At 71.0% G+C, this 17225-nt stretch carries 18 protein-coding genes; 5 read left to right on the forward strand and 13 right to left on the reverse strand.

Translation table 11 applies throughout. The features are described from left to right. Positions 1-80 precede the first annotated feature (80 nt). On the reverse strand, positions 81-1436 hold the full coding sequence (locus tag ACFWFI_RS28285; protein ID WP_387395360.1) for a lysine N(6)-hydroxylase/L-ornithine N(5)-oxygenase family protein: 1356 nt from the start codon (positions 1434-1436) through the stop codon (positions 81-83). Between the two features lie 244 nt (positions 1437-1680). Between ACFWFI_RS28285 and ACFWFI_RS28290 the strand changes: the two genes are divergently transcribed. Genes ACFWFI_RS28290 through ACFWFI_RS28300 form a run of 3 tightly spaced genes read left to right on the forward strand, consistent with a single transcriptional unit; the run spans position 1681 to position 3856 of the window. Next, complete coding sequence (locus tag ACFWFI_RS28290; RefSeq protein ID WP_387395362.1) at positions 1681-2628, forward strand: methionyl-tRNA formyltransferase; 948 nt, start codon at positions 1681-1683, stop codon at positions 2626-2628. 41 nt (positions 2629-2669) lie between these two features. Beyond that, positions 2670-3221 carry a MarR family winged helix-turn-helix transcriptional regulator gene (locus tag ACFWFI_RS28295; protein ID WP_387395365.1) on the forward strand — a complete coding sequence of 184 codons (552 nt, stop codon included), beginning with the start codon at positions 2670-2672 and terminating at the stop codon, positions 3219-3221. Then, complete coding sequence (locus ACFWFI_RS28300; protein WP_387395367.1) at positions 3218-3856, forward strand: nucleotidyltransferase domain-containing protein; 639 nt, start codon at positions 3218-3220, stop codon at positions 3854-3856. Before ACFWFI_RS28295 ends, ACFWFI_RS28300 begins: the two co-directional genes overlap by 4 nt. Here the strand turns inward: ACFWFI_RS28300 and ACFWFI_RS28305 are convergent. Continuing rightward, positions 3780-4661, reverse strand: coding sequence for a helix-turn-helix transcriptional regulator (locus ACFWFI_RS28305; protein ID WP_387395370.1), 882 nt, complete (start codon positions 4659-4661; stop codon positions 3780-3782). The two genes, ACFWFI_RS28300 and ACFWFI_RS28305, sit on opposite strands and share 77 nt — an antisense overlap. A gap of 101 nt (positions 4662-4762) precedes the next feature. Here ACFWFI_RS28305 and ACFWFI_RS28310 point away from each other — a divergent pair, with 101 nt between their 5' ends. Next, on the forward strand, positions 4763-5455 hold the full coding sequence (locus ACFWFI_RS28310) for an SDR family NAD(P)-dependent oxidoreductase (protein ID WP_387395372.1): 693 nt from the start codon (positions 4763-4765) through the stop codon (positions 5453-5455). A gap of 22 nt (positions 5456-5477) precedes the next feature. Here ACFWFI_RS28310 and ACFWFI_RS28315 read toward each other — a convergent pair whose 3' ends face one another. From ACFWFI_RS28315 to ACFWFI_RS28365, 11 genes are read right to left on the reverse strand one after another with little or no spacing between them, the layout of a single operon-like run. After that, complete coding sequence (locus ACFWFI_RS28315) at positions 5478-6494, reverse strand: Rieske 2Fe-2S domain-containing protein (protein WP_387395375.1); 1017 nt, start codon at positions 6492-6494, stop codon at positions 5478-5480. Positions 6495-6496: 2 nt separating this feature from the next. Then, positions 6497-6721 carry a recombinase-like helix-turn-helix domain-containing protein gene (locus tag ACFWFI_RS28320; RefSeq protein WP_387395378.1) on the reverse strand — a complete coding sequence of 75 codons (225 nt, stop codon included), beginning with the start codon at positions 6719-6721 and terminating at the stop codon, positions 6497-6499. Positions 6722-6750: 29 nt separating this feature from the next. Continuing rightward, on the reverse strand, positions 6751-7686 hold the full coding sequence (locus tag ACFWFI_RS28325; protein ID WP_387395381.1) for a PDR/VanB family oxidoreductase: 936 nt from the start codon (positions 7684-7686) through the stop codon (positions 6751-6753). Positions 7687-7724: 38 nt separating this feature from the next. Further along, positions 7725-9350: a thiamine pyrophosphate-binding protein gene (locus ACFWFI_RS28330; protein WP_387395384.1), complete on the reverse strand. Its 1626-nt coding sequence runs from the start codon at positions 9348-9350 to the stop codon at positions 7725-7727. 9 nt (positions 9351-9359) lie between these two features. Beyond that, positions 9360-10148, reverse strand: a complete 789-nt coding sequence (locus ACFWFI_RS28335) for an SDR family oxidoreductase (RefSeq protein WP_387395387.1) — start codon at positions 10146-10148, stop codon at positions 9360-9362. 19 nt (positions 10149-10167) lie between these two features. After that, positions 10168-10923, reverse strand: coding sequence for an SDR family oxidoreductase (locus ACFWFI_RS28340; RefSeq protein WP_387395390.1), 756 nt, complete (start codon positions 10921-10923; stop codon positions 10168-10170). Then, entirely contained in the window at positions 10916-11437 is a 522-nt protein-coding gene (locus tag ACFWFI_RS28345) for a cupin domain-containing protein (RefSeq protein WP_387395393.1), read from the reverse strand. The genes ACFWFI_RS28340 and ACFWFI_RS28345 overlap by 8 nt, the downstream gene beginning before the upstream one ends. Before the next feature lie 11 nt (positions 11438-11448). Next, on the reverse strand, positions 11449-12234 hold the full coding sequence (locus tag ACFWFI_RS28350; protein ID WP_387395396.1) for an alpha/beta fold hydrolase: 786 nt from the start codon (positions 12232-12234) through the stop codon (positions 11449-11451). Further along, positions 12231-13028, reverse strand: a complete 798-nt coding sequence (locus ACFWFI_RS28355; RefSeq protein WP_387395399.1) for an aspartate dehydrogenase domain-containing protein — start codon at positions 13026-13028, stop codon at positions 12231-12233. Before ACFWFI_RS28355 ends, ACFWFI_RS28350 begins: the two co-directional genes overlap by 4 nt. Then, positions 13025-14002, reverse strand: a complete 978-nt coding sequence (locus tag ACFWFI_RS28360; protein WP_387395402.1) for a VOC family protein — start codon at positions 14000-14002, stop codon at positions 13025-13027. The genes ACFWFI_RS28355 and ACFWFI_RS28360 overlap by 4 nt, the downstream gene beginning before the upstream one ends. 32 nt (positions 14003-14034) lie before the next feature. Further along, positions 14035-15519, reverse strand: a complete 1485-nt coding sequence (locus tag ACFWFI_RS28365) for an aldehyde dehydrogenase (RefSeq protein ID WP_387395405.1) — start codon at positions 15517-15519, stop codon at positions 14035-14037. A gap of 289 nt (positions 15520-15808) precedes the next feature. Between ACFWFI_RS28365 and ACFWFI_RS28370 the strand changes: the two genes are divergently transcribed. Further along, positions 15809-17176, forward strand: a complete 1368-nt coding sequence (locus ACFWFI_RS28370) for an MFS transporter (RefSeq protein ID WP_387395408.1) — start codon at positions 15809-15811, stop codon at positions 17174-17176. The last annotated feature ends 49 nt before the right edge of the window (positions 17177-17225 follow it).

Raw genomic sequence — 17225 nt, forward strand, 5'->3', positions numbered from 1 at the left:
CTGAAGGAGTCAGCGGGCCGGGCGGCCGGCCGTGGCCGGGCGGCGGGACGGGCGCGGAGGGACGGGGCCGGAGGCCTGCCTCAGAGGGGTGTGCTGATCTCGCCGACGGAGTCGTGAGACAGGCCGGGCGCCTCCTTCCGCCCTCGCTCGACGATCGAGTCGAGGATCTCGCCGACCCTGATCGCGGTGTTGGACAGCAGGGACGAAGTGATGCCGTGGGTGTGCTCCGTGCCGCCCTGCAGATAGATGCCGCAGCGCAGTCCGGGATCGGTCGCCACGCGGTAGTCGCGCTCGACACGGACGCGCCCCCGGTCGTCGAGCCGGCAGTGATCCCCGATGTCGCCGAGCAGGCCGAGGGCGTCGGCGGGCAGATAGCCGGTGGCGTAGACGACCACATCGGCCTCCAGCGTCGTCCGCTCCCCGGTGACCAGCGACTCGACCGTAGTGCGGACCGAGTCCGGCGTCTCGACGGCGTCGGCCACCCGGGAGACGTTGAGGAATCGCAGGCGCTCCGTACCGAGCACCTTCTCCTGGTAGGCCATGCGGTAGAGGTCGTCGATGAGGTCGATGTCCACCACGGCGTAGTTGGTGTTGCCGTGGTAGTCCATCAGTTTGCGTTTTGTCTCGTCCGGGGCCGTGAAGTACTCGTCGACCGCGTCCGGGTCGAAGATCCGGTTGGCGAAGCCGCTGTCGTCGGCGGGGCTGTAGCCGTAGCGGGAGAAGACCGCGCAGACCTCCGCCTCCGGGAAGCGGCGGTGCAGGTACGCCACGTTCTCGGCGGCGCTCTGACCGGCGCCGACCACGACGAAGCGGGACGGCGGCTCCTTCCCCTCCAGGCCGTCCACCCGGGCCAGCAGGTCGGACGTGTGCCAGATCCGGTCCGTACGGTTGACGCCCTCGGGCATCTGCGGACGCAGCCCGGTACCGATCACGAGGTTGCGGGCCCGGTGGACCACGACCTCCGATCCCGAACGGGCGGTCACGTCCACGTACTCCACGACACCGTCGCGTACGACAGGACGGACGGCGATGACCTCGTGCCCGTAGGACACCATGTCGTCCACCTTGGCGGCGGCCCATTCGAAGTAGGCGTGGAACTCGACCCGCAGCGGAAAGAGGCTCTTGCCGTTGACGAAGTCGACCAGGCGCCCCTCGCTCTGCAGGTAGCAGAGGAAGCTGAACTCACTCGACGGGTTCCGAAGCGTCACCAGGTCCTTGAGGAAGGACACCTGCATCGTGGCGTCGTCGATCAGCATTCCGCGGTGCCAGCCGAACCGCGGCTGTCTCTCGAAGAAGTGAGCGGTGACGGCCTCCTGCCTGCCGACGCGTGAGTTGCGCTCGGTGAGCGCGATGGCCATCGCCACATTGGACGGTCCGAAGCCGATTCCTATGAGGTCGTGGACCGGTGGTGCATCGTCGGGTGAAGCCTGTGACATGTCACTCCCATGGTGCCGGGCGGCCGCGTGGCGGACGTGGGGAAAACGGAACGAGGCACACCGACTGAGCGCCAGCCGGGCGAACTTAGGTAAAGCTAACCTCATCAACGCACCCTGTCGACGGGGCAAAACGGGCGAACCCTGAATGAGCCCCCGTCAACTCGCCCTGGAACATCAGGCATTGCATGCTTAGGTTAGGCTTGCTTAACTAAGCTTCGTGCGTCGTCGTTCCGAGGAGGAACCCATGCGGGTCGTCATGTTCGGTTATCAGACCTGGGGGCACCGGACCCTGCGGGCCCTTCTGGACTCCGCACATGACGTCGTGATGGTGGTGACGCATCCCAGGAGCGAGCACGCGTACGAGAAGATCTGGAGCGACTCGGTCGCCGATCTCGCCGAGGAGAACGGCGTGCCCGTCCTGATCCGAGACCGGCCCGACGACGAGGAGCTGTTCACCCGGCTCAAGGAGGCGGAGCCGGACATCATCGTGGCCAACAACTGGCGTACGTGGATCCCCCCGCACATCTACGGACTCCCCCGGCACGGAACGCTGAACGTGCACGATTCGCTGCTCCCGAAGTACGCGGGCTTCTCCCCGCTGATCTGGGCGCTGATCAACGGGGAGCGCGAGGTGGGCGTGACCGCGCACATGATGGACGCCGAGCTCGACGCCGGCGACATCGTGGTGCAGCGCGCCGTGGAGGTCGGACCCGCCGACACGGCCACGGACCTGTTCCACAGGACGGTCGACCTGATCGCCCCCGTCACCACGGACGCACTCGACCTCATCGCCTCCGGACGTACGGACTTCACGGCGCAGGACCGGTCCTTGGCCAGCTTCTTCCACAAGCGGTCCGCCGAGGACATCCGCATCGACTGGAACTGGCCGGCCGAGGACCTGGAGCGTCTCGTGCGCGCGCAGTCCGCCCCGTACCCCAGCGCGTTCACCCACCACAGGGGCAGGCGTCTGGAGATCCTGACGGCGGTCCTGTCGGAAGGCCGCTACGGCGGTACCCCCGGCCGGATCTTCTACCGCGAGGGGGACGGCGTGGTGATCGTCGCCGGGGCGGACGCCCGGACCGGCCGCAACCGCGGCCTGGCCGTCACCCGGGTGCGTACGGAGGACGGTGAGGAGATGCCCGCGACCGAGTACTTCACCTCGATGGGCGGCTACCTCACCGGTCGGCCCTGAGCCTCGGCTCTCCCCCGGCCGTCGCCACGTTAGGAAGAACCATGCAACAGCAGAGCTCCCCGGGGACGGCGCACGATCCCCGGACCGCAGGCATGACGCCGCCGAGCGTGCTGAACCTCAACGCCTATCTCATGTACGCGACGGGCAAGGCCGCGCGGCGCAGGCTCACCGACACCCTGACCGCTCACGGGCTGCGGCTGTGGCACCTGACCATCCTGGCCATGCTGGACGATGCCGGCCCGCTGTCCAAAGGCGATCTCGCCTCGCGGCTGGACATGAACCAGAGCGATCTGACCAGGACCGTCACCGACCTCGACGCGGCCGGTTACGTCGAATGCGCCCGCGACCCCTCGGACCGCCGCCGCATCGAGGTCGCCCTGACACCCGCGGGCAGGTGCGCCCTGGCAGGGCTCAACACCGACGTGTCCGCCACCGAGGCGGACCTCCTCGCTCCGCTCACCCACGACGGAGCGCGACCGGTTCACCGTCCTGCTGCGCCGTGTCCACGCGCACCTCGAACGGGACCGGGCCGCCGACGGCCTCGCCGTCACCGTCGCCGAACCGGGCGGGCCGAGGAAGGATGGCGGGCATGACACGCATCCGGGCGCCCTTCGGCGCGTGGGACCCGGCCCCTCCCGGTGAGGTGGCCGCCCGCTTCTCCGGCCTGGAGTGCGACTGGTGGGTGGCCGGTGGCACCGCCGTCGAACTGGCGGTGGGTCACCGGATCCGCAGCCACGGCGACATCGACGTCCTGCTGCTGCGGCGCGACCAGCTCGCGGCGCAGCGTGCCCTGCCGGGCTGGGAGTGGTGGGCGGCGGATCCGCCCGGGAGTCTGCGGCCGTGGGCGCCGGGCGAGGTCCTGCCCCCGGGGGTCCACGACATCTGGTGCCGTCCCGGCCCGGACGCCCCCTGGCGGATCCAGGTCATGCTGGACGAGTCGGACGGCGAGGAGTGGGTGTCGCGGCGCGACGCCCTCGTACGCCGGCCGGTCGGCACGCTGGGCGCGGTCTCGGCCGAGGGTATTCCCTTTCTGGCCCCGGAGGTTCAGCTCTACTACAAGGCCAAGGCGCCCCGGCCGAAGGACGAGCAGGACTTCGCCGCGGTGCTGCCCGTACTCACACAACCGCAGAGGCGGTGGCTCGCCGGTGCGATCACGCGGACCTACGGGCCCCATCCGTGGACCCCACGCCTTGCGGGCCGGGACCGGGACGGTCCGCCGGCTCCGTGAGCGCGGCGAGGCGTTCGGCGTCCTGTGTGCCGGGCTCGGCGGTGTAGATCATGACGTGCAGGTCGCTGCCCGCCACGGTGAGCACGTCGCAGTCCAGGGTCACGTGGCCGACGTCGGGGTGGTCGATGGTCTTGCGTGCCGCCTCGTGCCGGCCTGCCGCGCCGGAGTCCCACAGTTCGGCGAACCGGCCACTGTGCGTGCGAAGTTCCGCGATCAGGTGCTTCAGCGGTTCGTCGGCCGGATAGCGGGCGGCGGCCGTGCGCAGGTCGGAGACCAGGGCGGTCTCGAAACGGCTTCGGGAATCCGGTGCGTGCCGGGCTCTGCCGGGCGGGCCGACCAAGTTGCGCCACACCCCGTTGCGTTCGTTGCCCCGCCACCCCGACGGGTCGCCCATCAGCGCCGCGTAGGGCGCGTTGGCCAGCAGCAGGGTCCATGCGGCGTCGAAGACCGCGACGGGTGTCCCGGCCAGCCGGTCCAGCATTCGGTGGACACTCGGCGGGATGTAGGCGGGCACGGTGTCCGGGCCCGGTGTGGCCAGACCGGCGAGCTGGAACAGGTGTGCGCGTTCCTCCTCGCCCATGCGCAGGGCCCGTGCCAGTGCCTCGACGACCTGCGCCGACGGGTGGGACGCGCGGCCCTGTTCGAGCCGGGTGACGTAGTCGACGGAGATCCCGGCCAGCAGCGCCAGCTCCTCGCGGCGCAGTCCTGACGCACGGCGCCGCCCGCCGACGGGCAGCCCGGTGTCCCCCGGTGAGATTCGGTCGCGCCGGCGGCGCACCGCCTTGCCGAATTCCGCCGTCGCCATGCCACCAGTGTGCACCGTCGGACATCCCTTTTCCTGGTACCGCCGGTCCCAGGAAAACGGGGTCACTGGTAGGCCGGACCATGCCGGCGGAGGCTTGGGGCATGACCACCACACTGATCACCGGAGCGAACAAGGGTCTCGGATTCGAGACCGCACGCAGGCTCGTCGAGGCAGGACACACCGTGTACGTAGGCAGCCGGGACGCCGAGCGCGGACGGCAGGCCGCCGAGCGGCTGGGCACGCGCATGATTCACATCGACGTCACCGACGGCGCCTCCGTCGCGGCGGCCGCGAAGGCCGTCGAGTCCGACGGCGGGCTGGACGTGCTGATCAACAACGCCGGGGTCGAGGGAACGGTGGTCGGAGCGGAGGAGACGACCGCGGACACGGTCCGGCAGGCCTTCGAGACGAACGTCTACGGACCGGTGCGCGTCACCCACGCGTTCCTGCCGCTGCTGCGGCGTTCCGCCGCACCGGTCGTGGTGAACGTGAGCAGCGGTCTGGCGTCGCTGACCCGGGTCAGCTCGCCGGACACACCGGCCCATGCGTACCCCGGTGTCGCCTATCCCGCGTCCAAGACCGCCCTCAACATGATCACCGTCCAGTACGCGAAGGCCTTCCCGGGAATCCGGATCAACGCGGTCGAGCCCGGTTTCACCGCCACGGACCTGAACGGGCACCGGGGCATCCAGACCGTCGAGGAGGGGGCCGAGATCATCGTCCGTATGGCCCAGGTGGGGCCGGACGGTCCGACCGGCGGCTATTTCGACATCTTGGGCCCTCTCCCCTGGTGAACCTCTCCGGGAGGTGACAGGCTCAGGCGCCCGCCGTCGACTGGGACTCGGCCGCCGCGCGGTAGAGCCGGCGCAGCCGCACCACGCCGAGGTCGTGCTGGTAGAGATTCTCCCGCTGGTCGGCGTCGGCGGGCATGGCCTCCAGCATCACGCGGTCCTGTTCCAGGACGTCCCAGTGGCGCTGCTCGATCAGCGTCCGGTACAGGAAACGCCAGGACGCGCGCTGCCAGTCCTCGACCCGGCGGTAGCGCCAGAAGAAGACACCGCTGCGCTGCTCGTCCACCGGGCAGACCATGCCGACGATCCCGAACGGACCGCCGGGGCCCGCCGACGGGGGGTACGGGATCGAGAGGTCGACCCAGTCCACTCCGGTGCGGCAGAGCTCCACCCAGTCGAAGTTGACGCCGCGCTGGTCGGTCTTCTCGAAGAAGTAGCCGCGATCGGTCTCCCGGATGCGGAACTTGGCGGTCGTGTCACCGTCGAACATCGTGTGCGAGTCGTGGTGCAGGAATGCGCCGTGCATGGGGTCGAGCAGGTTCTCCACGGCGTACCGCCAGGGCGAGTTCCACTCGGCGTAGCAGAGGAACGCGTCCACGTCGGGGTCGGTCAGCGGCTCGGGCAGCGTCAGCTCGGCGGGTTCGGGGTGCTCCTCGTCACCGAAGTAGGCGAGGATCGCGCCCGCCACCTCACGCACCGGCAGCGAGGTCACCAGCTTCTTGCCCTCCAGGCTGCAGCCCGGCAGCCCGGGGACGGAGGAGACGGTTCCGTCGGGCTCGACCTCCACGCCGTGGTACCAGCAGGCGACCCGGTCACCGAGGTGTTTGCCGAGCGACAGCGGGGCCCCTCGGTGCGGGCAGCGGTCGGCGAGCATGGACAGGGCTCCGTCGGAGCGCCGGAACAGCAGCCACTGCTCGCCGAGCGCGGTCACCTTGCGCATCGCGCCGGGGGCCACGAAGTGCGAGGGGACGACCGGGTGCCACTGGTTGCGCAGGCCGGTGGCGTAGATGTGGTCCGCGGTGGCGGAGGACGACAGCGTCATGGTCAGGCTCCCAGTCGGTTCATCTCGGCGCGGAAGGACTCCTCGGTCCAGGGGCTGCCGTCGGCGGCGTGGACCTGGCGGGCGTTGAGCCCGCGCACGACATCGCCGAGCTCGTGGCCCTCGCGGGTGAAGACCTCTTCGAGGGTGGCGGCGAGTTTGTACTCGTACGGTGTCGGCTCGTGCGTACGGGACTGGTGGACGTCCAGGTAGGGCCAGGTGTCGGTCACGGTGTCTCCTGAAGGTGCGGGGGGAGGTGTCACAGGTCGAGGACGAGCCGGCCGGAGGCGCACCGCGAGACGCAGATCATCATCGTGGCGCCCTTGGCTCGTTCGGCCTCACTGAGCAGGAAGTCGCGGTGGTCGGGCGTTCCTTCGAGCACCCGGGTCTCGCAGGAGCCGCAGATCCCGTCACGGCACGAGTTGTTCACGGTGAGCCCGGCCTCCTCCGCGGCCTCCAGGACGGAGGTTCCGGCGCCGACGGTGAGCGTCGTCCCGGAGGTACGGCATTCGACCTCGAACGCCTCGTCGTCGCCGGTGCGTTCCACGGTCGGCGCGGCGAACCGCTCCAGGCGCAGCCGGTCCTGGGGGCACCGCTGTTCGACGGCCGCGAGCAGCGGTTCGGGTCCGCACGAGTACACGAGGGTGCCCTCGGGCAGCTCGGCGAGCACGGAGTCCAGGTCGATGTGGCCGTGTTCGTCCTGCGGGACGAGCGTGACGTCGCCGCCGAGCGCGTCGAGTTCGCCGGTGAACGCCATGGAGGCCCGGCTCCTGCCGCCGTAGACCATGCGCCACTCGGCTCCCCGGCGGGCCGCCTCCCGGGCCATCGCCAGTAGCGGGGTGATCCCGATTCCGCCGGCGACGAACACATAGGCGTCAACGTCCTCCAGCGCGAAGTGGTTACGCGGCTCGGAGACGGTGATCTGCTGACCCGGCCGCAGCTGGGTGTGCACGAATCGTGAACCGCCGCGCGAGGAAGGTTCGTTGAGCACGCCGATGCGGTAGACGTCGGGGCTGTGCGGGTCGCCGCACAGGCTGTACTGGCGGACCTGGCCGCCGGCGTGGACGTCGAGGTGCGCGCCAGGGGTCCAGGCGGGCAGGGGTTTGCCGTCGGGGTGGGTCAGCTCGACGGACAGGACGCCCTCGGCCTCCCAGGTCATGCGACGGACGGTCAGCCGCAGCGAATCCTCGCTCATGGTCTGTTGCCTCCTTACCGGCAGTTCGGGCGGCCGGGCTACTGGCCCGGGATCCTCACGGGCGGGGTGAACGGGCTCTTCATGGGGCCGAGGGCGTTCAGGTCGACCTCCACGAGCGTGGGGCCGTCCGAGCCGATGGCTTCTGCGAGCACCGGCCCCGCGTGCTCCTCGGCCGAGACGCGCGCGTACGGCAGTCCGCAGGCGCGGGCCAGCAGCTCGAAGTCCGGGGTGGTCAGGTCGACTCCGGAACGGCGCTCGCTGTAGTGGTCCTGCATGTTGCGCAGGACTCCGTAGCCCCCGTCGTTGAAGACGATCAGGGTCAGCCGGGGCCGCTCCTGGGCGAGAGTGAGGAGCTCGCCCAGGTGGACGGCGAGTCCACCGTCGCCGGCGATCACGACGGTGGGCGCGCCGGGCCGCGCGAGCGCCGCGCCGATGCCCATGCCGAGTCCCTGTCCGATGCCGCCGCCGCGCGGGAAGACGTTGTCCTTCGGGTCGTACATCTCCAGGAGACGGTTGCCCCAGCTGCTGGAGGGGATGGTGACATCGCGTGCGACGACGGCCTCGCGGGGAAGGGCGGCGCGGATCGCGTCGCAGATCGCGGCCTGGGGTCCGATGTTGTCGTGCAGGATCGCGCGTACCTCGGTGCGTACGGCGCCGACACGTTCCGTCCAGCCGGGTTCGGCGGTCACCGCGTGGGGCAGCAGGCCCGCCAGGACGCCGGCCGCGTCGCCGTGCAGCTGGTGGGTGGCCGGGTAGACCCTGCCGAGTGCCGCCGCCTCGACGTCGATCTGGATGTGCGTCCCGGGGAGTTCCAGGGTGTAGTCCGCGGTCTCGTTCGACCGGAAGTGCGTGCCGATGGTCAGCAGGAGGTCCGCGTCGGCGAGCAGGGCTCGTACGGCTGGTGTGGTGGCGAAGTTCCCGATGACCTGCTCGTGGTCCTCGGGCACGCTGCCCCGTCCGGAGTTCGAGGTGATCAGACCGGCGCCGGTCGCCTCCAGCAGCCGGGCCAGCTCACCGCGGGCGGTGTTCGCTCCGCCGCCGGCCCAGACGACCGGGCGGCGCGCGGAGGCCAGGAGTGCTCCCGCTGCGGCGAGTTCACCGTCGGAGGGTGCGACGGGGGCGGGTGCCTCGTACTCGGCGGGTTCGTCGGTCTGTGCCGCGTACTGGAGGTCGATGGGCCACTCCACGCTGGCGGGGCCGCCCGGCGCGGTCAGTGCCGAGCGGGCCGCCTCGCGCAGGATCCGGCCCGCCTGGACGGCGTCCGGCACGCTCGCGGCGTACGCGGAGACGGCCTTCAGCATGCCGAGCTGGTCCTTGGTCTCGTGGATGAATCCCCGTCCGCTGCCGAGGAATTCGCTCTCCACCTGGCCGGTGATGTGCAGCACGGAGCTGCCGGCGCTGAGCGCCTCGATCAGCGATCCGGCCGCGTTGCCCGCGCCGGTGCCGGTAGAGGTCAGGGCGCAGCCGAGGGTGCCCCGGGCTCGGCCGTAGGCGTCGGCGGCGTTGACGGCGGATGCCTCGTGCCGCACGGGGACGAACCGCAGTTCACGGTCGACGGCTTCGACGAGCGGCAGGTTGTGGACGCTGACGATGCCGAAGACGGTGTCGATGCCGAGTTCGCGCAGGACGGTGACGAGAAGATCGCCTCCGTTGTCGTGACGCATGGTGTCTCCTCAGAGGATGGAGCGGCCGACGCCGCCGCAGACGTCGATGCTGGTGCCGGTGATGTAGGAGGCGCGGGGAGAGAGCAGGGCCACGACCGCGTACGCGACCTCCTCGGCCCGGCCGAGGCGGCCCAGCGCGATGCCCCGGTCCTCGGCGAGTTCCGCCTGCCATTCCTCGTACGACCGTCCGGAGCCCGCGGCCGCGTAACGGCGGGTCCACTGGCCGGTGTCGACGAGTCCGAGGCAGACGGAGTTGACCCGGATTCCGTCGCCGGCGAGTTCGACGGAGAGGGACTTCGAGAGGTTGAGGATGCCGGCGCGCGCGGCGCTCGTGGTGATCAGCCGGGTCTCCGGCTGCTTGGCCAGGACCGCGTTGATGTTGACGACGCTCGCCGCCCCGGACGCGGCCAGATGCGGGCGCGCCGCCTGGAGGGGGTTGAGCACCCCGGCGAACTTCAGCTCCAGCTCGTCGCGCCAGTCCTCGGCGGTGGAGTCGTCGAGCCCCTTCATCCGGGACTGTCCGGCGTTGTTGACCAGTCCGTCGATGCCGCCGAAGTGCTCGGCGGCGCGGCCGACGAAGCCGCGGACGGCGCCGGCGTCCCGTACGTCGCACACGCCGGTCAGCAGACGGTCGCTCCCGGCGCCGGTTCCGGCGGCCGCCTCGGCCAGCCGGCCGGCGTCACGGCCGCAGGTGGCGACGCGGGCGCCCTCGTCGAGCAGGGCGCGGACCGTGGCCAGGCCGACGCCCGAGCTGCCGCCGGTGACCACGATGGTGCGGTCGGCGAGGCCCAGATCCATAACTCGTGTCTCCTGCGGTTCAGTTCATGGTGAAGCCGCCGTTGACGGCGATCACCTGTCCGGTCAGATAGCGGGATTCCTCGCCGAGCAGGAAGGAGACGACCCCGGTGAGGTCGTCCGGCTGCTGCGGCCGGGAGATGGCCCGGTTCATGCGGTAGAGGTCGTGCCGCTCGGCGGGCACGGTCTCGGTCGCCTCGCACTCGGTGAGGCCGGGGGCCACCGCGTTGACGGTGATCCCCTTCTCGCCGAGTTCGCGTGCCATGGCGCGGGTCAGCGCGATGACGGCGCCCTTGGAGGCGATGTAGTGGGCAAGGCGCGGGGAGCCGTACAGCGCGGCGTCCGAGGCGAGGTTGACGATGCGGCCGGGCCCGGTGAAGAGCGGGTACAGGGCTTTCGACACCAGCCAGGGGCTGCGGGCGTTGACCGCCATCAGCCGGTCCCACACCTCGACGTCGATGTCCTGGAACTCACGCCCGCCCACACCGTTGGCGAGTGCCGCGTTGTTGACCAGGCCGTACAGCGGACCCAGTTCACGCACGGCGTCGGCGAGCGCCTCCACCGAGGCCGGGTCGGCGACGTCGCAGCGTACGAAGTGGGCGTCGATGCCCTCCGCGCGCAGTCCGGCCGCGGCGCGCTCGCCCCGCTCCTGTTCCAGTTCGGCGAGGACGACCCGGAAGCCGTCGGTGCCCGCCCGGCGGGCCATGGCCAGTCCCAGGCCACGGCCCGCTCCGGTGACGACGACGGAGCGCCGGCCTGCCGGGGGCTCGTCAGCCACGGGTGACGCCGTGCATCGGCGAGTACTCGGGGTAGGTCGGCACCTGGGGCTTCTGAGTGCCGATGACGACGCAGAACAGGGCGTCGGTGTCGCCCTCGTTCTTGAGCGAACGGGTCACCCCGGCGGGGACGACGATCATGTCGCGGTAGCCCAGGGTGCGGTACTCGGCCTCGTCGGCACCGCGGTGGATGCCGACCTTGACCTCGCCCTCCAGGACGAAGAAGGCCTCCTCGACGTCGTGGTGGGTGTGGGCCGGGCCCTCGGCGCCGGGCGGCAGCAGCATGTTGGAGAAGGTGAACCCGCCGGAGGGGAGGATCCGGCTGTCGCTCTCGTGGTTGCCGGTGGCGCCGGAGCCGACGTAACGGATCTGGCCGCGGCGGAACTGCGGGCCGGCCTTCTCCTGGAAGGACAGGGTGTCGAAGTCGGCGATCCGGGAGGTCTTGGTGGCGATCAGGGAGTCGGTGTACGCGGAGAGGTCGTCGCCGTTGTCGTACGCGTCGGTGGTCAGAGGCATGGTGGAGGCTCCTATTCGGGGATGGATGCGGTGATGCGGAGGTGGGAGAGCACCCAGGCGTCGAAGTGGCCCGGCTGCTCCTGGTTGGCCAGGTGACCGGCGTCCTTGACGATCACGTAGGCGGTCTTGTGGATGGCTCCCGCGATGGCCTGGCTCGCCTCGATTCCGGTGACCCGGTCCTGCTCGCCGCAGAGCACGAGGGTGGGGGCGGCGATGGAGGGGAGTTCGGCGCGCAGGTCGGCGGAGGCCATGGACTCGGCGGCGTACGCGTAGCCCGGCAGCCTCACCGAGGCGGCCATGGTGTCCACGACGCGGCGCACCAGCTCGTCCGGCGCGTCGGGCGACACGAGTCGCGGGCCCCGGGCCTCGGCGAAGGCACGGGGGCCCAGCTCGGCCAGGTCGGTCGCCCTGGCGCGCATGCCGGCCGCCTTGGCCTCGTCGGTGCCCGAGCCCGGGCTGGAGTCGGCGACGATCAGCGACGCGACCAGCTCCGGGTGGCGGACTGCGAGCCGCAGCGCGATCACACCGCCCCAGGAGACGCCGAGGACGTGCGCGGTCGTGGCGCGCTCACGGATGAGCGCGGCCGCGGCGTCCGCGTAGTCGTCGAGGCCGAGGGGGGCCTCGGGGTCGGGCGACTTGGCATACCCGGGGGCGTCCCAGGCCACGACCCGTACGTAGGCGGAGAGTTCGGCGAGCTGCGGGGCGAAGGCGGCCGAGGAGGATCCGATGCCGTGCAGGCAGAGCAGCAGGGGGCCGTGGTCGCCCGCCTCCTCGACGTGGACGTCGACGGCGCTCACAGGATCTGCCCGGTCCGGCCGGCGAGGGCGGCCAGACTGCGGAGTACGGCGTACGGCACCACCTGGCTGGTGGCGGGGTTGCCGGGGTCGGGCAGGTGCGCGACCTCGAAGCGGTACGTGCCGTGTCCGCCGGACGCCTCGATAACATGGCGTGTGTGGTGCGCCGCGGGGTCGGCGACGACCTGGACCCGCACAGCGTCCAGGTCGCCGACGGCCAGCGCGACGGAGGCGGCCACGTTCGTCGACTTGGGGAATTTGACCGGGACGTCCCGGGCGGTTCCGGACATGACCTCGACCGGTCCGGTCGCCGTCCGCATCCGCTCCAGCAGCTCGTCGTCCATCCAGGGCTGTTCGAGCGTGGACGGCAGTTTGGTGGTGGTCAGACGGACCTCGTCGAGCGGGCCGAGGGTGCGCACCGCCTGGAGGAGGTCGAGCCCGCCGACGGCCCCGCCGGTGAAGTACACCCGGCCGGGGCCGGCCGACAGCAGCCGCTTCGTGAGCTCGTCGTCGGTCAGCGCGCCGGTGGAGGCGATCAGCAGATCGGTGCCGGAGGCCAGCACCCGCTCGCCCCACTCGCGGACGACGCCCTGTCCCGCGGCCTCGACGACGAGGTCGCAGGCTTCCAGGGCCTCCTCGAAAGTGGCCTGCCGCACGGGGGCGGCCTCACCGAGCGGGCGGTTGTCGACGACGCAGACGAGCTCGGCCCCGGTCACGCGGCCTTCGGCGAGCGCGGTGCCGACGACCCGCCCGATGGCGCCCCAGCCGACGACGGCGACCTTGCGTACGGTGCTCATGCGGTTGCCTCCTGGGCGTCTACGGGAACGAGCGGGCCGGGGCCCCGGGCGTCGGGGCCGGCGAGGGGGCCGGGGTCCGGGGAGCCGGCCATGCTGCAGCGGATCTCCTTGGACGGCGCTCCGGCCGTCCCCCACAGGTCGGACAGCTCGGGGACGCGCCGCCACACCCGGGCGATCCAGGCGTCCTCGACGATCTGGGCGACCTCGGAGGTGTACTCGCAGACCAGGCCGGAGGGGTCGGTGAAGTAGGAGAAGGTGTTGTTTCCGGGGCCGTGCCGGCCGGGGCCCCACTGCGGGGTGATGCCGTGGTGGCGCAGCCGTCCGAGACCCCGCATGAAGTGGTCTACCGAGGTCATCTCGTACGCCACGTGGTTCAGCGAGGTCCACTCCGCCTGATTGAAGGCGATGCAGTGGTGGTCGCTGTTGCAGCGCAGGAACGCCATCTGGTGCTCGGACCAGTCGGAGACGCGCAGTCCGAGCACATCGCAGTAGAAGGCGACCGCGGCGTCGATGTCGGTGGTGTTGAGCACGGCGTGCGTCACCCCGACGGGCACTGCGCCGTCCCTGCCGCGCGGCACGACGGCGTCGACCTGGGCGCTGATCTCGATGAGACGGCCCTCGGGGTCGGTGAAGCGCAGTCCGTAGCCGCCGCCGGCCTGGTCCAGCGGGCCGGGGCCGGTGACGGGCACGAGGGAGCGCGCTTCGAGGCGCCGCGCCGCCTGGTCGACCTCGGCGGGCGTGGCGACGGCGAAGGCGAGCCTGCCGAGGCCGACCCGGTCCCGCTCGGTCAGGTGCAGGACGTGGTGCTCGTCGCTCGTACCGCGGAGCCAGCGGGCGCCGGTGTCGGACTCGACGGTCTCGAGGCCCCAGACGTCCTCGTAGAAGTCGGCGGCCTCGGTGAAGGCCGGGGTGTGCAGCTCGACGTAGCGGAGCGAGCGGAGCCGGGCGATCGGACCGGGCGGTGCTTGGTGCATGGGGTCCCTCCAGGACGGGCAGGCGTGCCGGGTCAGTTGGCCCACGGAAGCGGGTGGTCCGAGATGCCCCAGTACAGGGACTTCTGGCGCTGGTAGGCGCGGATCGCGTCGCGGCCCTTCTCCGTGCCGAGGCCGCTGTCCTTCCACCCGCTGAAGGGGGTGGAGGCGCTGAACTGCTTGTACGTGTTGATCCAGACGGTTCCGGCCTCGATCCGGCGTGCGAGCGCCCCGGCGGCGCGCAGGTCGCGGGTCCAGATGCCGCAGGCCAGGCCGTAGACGGAGTCGTTGGCCTGGCGGACCAGGTCGTCCTCGTCGTCGTAGGGCAGGGCGACGAGGACCGGGCCGAAGATCTCTTCCTGGCAGGTGCGCGAGGTGTTCGCCAGGCCGTCGAGCACGGTGGGCAGGTAGTACGCCCCCTTCTCGTACAGCTCCCCCTCGGGTGCCGATCCGCCGCACAGCACGCGGGCGCCTTCGGACCGGGCGAGGTCGACGTGGGCGGCGACGGAGTCGCGGTGGCGGTGGTGCACCAGGGGGCCGACCTGGGTGGCCGGGTCGGTGCCGGGGCCGACCCGCAGTTTGCGCACGCGCTCGACGAGTTCGCCGACGAAGGAGTCGTAGATCTCGCGTGCCACGAAGAGCCGGGAGCCTGCGATGCAGGACTGGCCGCTGGACGAGAAGATCCCGAACAGCACGCCGGCCAGTGCCTGTTCGACGTCGGCGTCGGCACGCACGATCGTCGGCGACTTGCCGCCGAGCTCCAGCGAGGCGGGGATCAGCTTCCGGGCCGCGATCTCGGCGATGGACCGCCCGGTCTCGGTGCCTCCGGTGAATCCGATACGGCCGACGAGGGGGTGGCGCACGAGGGCGTCACCGACCACCCGGCCGCTTCCGGGGAGCACGGAGAACAGTGCGGCCGGCAGCCGGAACTCGTCGAGCGCCTGGAAGATCAGCCGCCCGAGCGCCAGGGAGACCAGGGGGGTCCAGGCCGCGGGCTTGAGGATCACCGCGTTTCCGGCGGCGAGGGCGGGGGCGATCTTCTGCGCGTCGCTGGCGACCGGGGAGTTCCACGGATTGATGGCGCCGACGACTCCGATCGGCTCGTGCGTGCTCACGGTGACGTACGGGCCGCGGGACGGGGTCACCGAGTCCTGCGCCGTCTCCAGGACGGCCGCCATGTAGCGGAAGGTGCCTGCCGCGCTGAGCGCGAGGGCCCTGGTCTCGGTGAGGGTCTTGCCGGTGTCGGCGGTCTGCAGGGCGGAGAGCTCGTCGGCGGCCTGCTCGGTGAGCTCGCCGATCCGGTGCAGCAGCCGGGCCCGCTCATGGGCGGGCAGGTCGCGCCAGGCCGGGTCCGCCACAGCCGCCGCCGCGGCTTCGGCCGCCTCGGCGACCTCGTCCGCCGAGGCGGAGTGGACGGTGGCGAGGACGCGGCCGTTCGCCGGGTCGATCGTGTCGACGGGCTCGCCCGCACCACGCCGCCAGTGGCCCGCGATCAGGATTTCGGTGGGGAACTGCAGCACGGGTGGACCTCCGGACGAGGCGGAAAGGGGGTGGACTCCGGGTGCGGACAGGCTCGTTGGGTTACCGCCACCGGACTGCCGAAGTGCTAGAAATCTAAGCGCTTAAGTTTCTCGGCACAAGACCCCGAGGTGAAATCGTTGCCCAAGAGTCCTTGAGCACCGCATCCGTGGCATCGATGATGGTGACCGAGTCATGGAGGGCAAGCTTCCTAAGCTCTTAACTATTGACCACTTAGATATAGCCCCCTACTGTCTCCGCAACTCATCTGCCCGCGGAAGGACACCCTCCATGACGACTGTGGCCGGCAAGCCCGCTCTCGGCTCCATCGCCGCGAGACTTGAACGACTGCCGCACTCGCGCTGGCACATCAAGGTCCGGTTCCTGATCGGCGCCGTCACCTTCTTCGAGGCGTTCGACCAGCTGCTGGCCGCGTCCGCGCTGCCCGTCCTGATGAAGGAATGGCATCTGTCCACCGGACAGGCCACCTTCGCCGTCACCTCCGCCTCGATCGGCATGCTGCTCGGTGCCCTGGCGGCCGGCTGGCTGGGCGACCGCATCGGGCGGGTGCGCACCGTCGCCCTGGGCGTCGCCGTCACCGGTCTCGCCAGCCTCGCGGTGGCCTTCGCCGGCGGCATCGAGATGTTCTCGGTCTTCCGGTTCGTGCAGGGACTCGGGATCGGCGGGGTCGTGCCGGTCGCGGCCACGTACATCAACGAGATCGCCCGGTCCGACAAGCGGGGGCGCTTCGTCCTCCTGTACGAGATGATCTTCCCGGCCGGACTCGCGGCCGCCACACTGCTCGCCGTCTGGGTGGTCCCCGCCTTCGGCTGGCGCGCGATGTTCCTCGTGGGCGCCCTGCCGGTACTGATCGGCGTGATGCTGCCGCGCCACGTCGAGGAGTCCCCGCGCTGGCTGCTGTCCCGTGGACGCACGGCCGAGGCCGAGGCGGCCATCGCCCGGATCGAGGCGGAGGTCGCCCGTGCGACCTCCGAGGAGCTCCCCGCACCGGCCCCGTCCGCCGACGCACCGAACGAGCCCCGGGGCTCCCTCAAGGACCTGTTCCGGGGGCGCTATCTGCGACGTACGGCGGTCCTGTCCGGCCTGTGGTTCGTGGCGTACTACGTGAACCACGGCATCTCCACCTGGCTGCCTTCGCTCTACACGAAGGAGTTCGGCCTGGACCTCACCACGGCGCTCGTCTACACCCTGCTCAGCAATGTCACGGGGCTGCTGGGTACCTTCGTCGTGGCCATGCTGATCGACCGCATCGGCCGCAGGCCCGCCCTGATCGGCGCGTTCGTCGGGACCGTGCTCTCGCTCGCCGTGCTGGCTCTCGCCGGTGCGACGTCGGGCGGCCAGGTGGCCCTGTTCGCCTCCTGTACGACCTTCTTCCTGTACGCCATCAACGCGGGCCTCTACCTGTACTCCCCCGAGCTGTACCCCACGTCCAACCGGGCCAGGGGTGCGGCGTTCGGCGGCCTGTGGAACCGGTGCGGAGTCATTCTCGGCCCGGTGGCCGTCGGCGCCGTGATCGGGGCGGGCGGCGGACTGGCCCTGGTCTTCGCGCAGCTCGCCGTGGTGGGCACGGTGGGCGCCGTGATCGCGTGGTTCGCCGTCGAGACCAAGGGCAGGACGCTGGAGGAACTCAACTCCTGATCACGCCGGTTCGGGGCCGGTGGCCGGGAGCAGCGCTCACTGCTCCGGG

Source organism: Streptomyces sp. NPDC060209 (assembly GCF_042728155.1).
In the GTDB taxonomy this organism is placed as follows: domain Bacteria; phylum Actinomycetota; class Actinomycetes; order Streptomycetales; family Streptomycetaceae; genus Streptomyces.

What these genes read in the sequence shown, in the direction of transcription:
- ACFWFI_RS28330 (WP_387395384.1), bottom strand. Translation starts at nt 9,350, where the DNA reads ATGCGTCACGACAACGGAGGCGATCTTCTCGTCACCGTCCTGCGCGAA.
- ACFWFI_RS28335 (WP_387395387.1), bottom strand. Translation starts at nt 10,148, where the DNA reads ATGGATCTGGGCCTCGCCGACCGCACCATCGTGGTCACCGGCGGCAGC.
- ACFWFI_RS28295 (WP_387395365.1), top strand. Translation starts at nt 2,670, where the DNA reads ATGCAACAGCAGAGCTCCCCGGGGACGGCGCACGATCCCCGGACCGCA.
- ACFWFI_RS28345 (WP_387395393.1), bottom strand. Translation starts at nt 11,437, where the DNA reads ATGCCTCTGACCACCGACGCGTACGACAACGGCGACGACCTCTCCGCG.
- ACFWFI_RS28285 (WP_387395360.1), bottom strand. Translation starts at nt 1,436, where the DNA reads ATGTCACAGGCTTCACCCGACGATGCACCACCGGTCCACGACCTCATA.
- ACFWFI_RS28290 (WP_387395362.1), top strand. Translation starts at nt 1,681, where the DNA reads ATGCGGGTCGTCATGTTCGGTTATCAGACCTGGGGGCACCGGACCCTG.
- ACFWFI_RS28305 (WP_387395370.1), bottom strand. Translation starts at nt 4,661, where the DNA reads ATGGCGACGGCGGAATTCGGCAAGGCGGTGCGCCGCCGGCGCGACCGA.
- ACFWFI_RS28310 (WP_387395372.1), top strand. Translation starts at nt 4,763, where the DNA reads ATGACCACCACACTGATCACCGGAGCGAACAAGGGTCTCGGATTCGAG.
- ACFWFI_RS28370 (WP_387395408.1), top strand. Translation starts at nt 15,809, where the DNA reads ATGACGACTGTGGCCGGCAAGCCCGCTCTCGGCTCCATCGCCGCGAGA.
- ACFWFI_RS28360 (WP_387395402.1), bottom strand. Translation starts at nt 14,002, where the DNA reads ATGCACCAAGCACCGCCCGGTCCGATCGCCCGGCTCCGCTCGCTCCGC.
- ACFWFI_RS28325 (WP_387395381.1), bottom strand. Translation starts at nt 7,686, where the DNA reads ATGAGCGAGGATTCGCTGCGGCTGACCGTCCGTCGCATGACCTGGGAG.
- ACFWFI_RS28355 (WP_387395399.1), bottom strand. Translation starts at nt 13,028, where the DNA reads ATGAGCACCGTACGCAAGGTCGCCGTCGTCGGCTGGGGCGCCATCGGG.
- ACFWFI_RS28315 (WP_387395375.1), bottom strand. Translation starts at nt 6,494, where the DNA reads ATGACGCTGTCGTCCTCCGCCACCGCGGACCACATCTACGCCACCGGC.
- ACFWFI_RS28300 (WP_387395367.1), top strand. Translation starts at nt 3,218, where the DNA reads ATGACACGCATCCGGGCGCCCTTCGGCGCGTGGGACCCGGCCCCTCCC.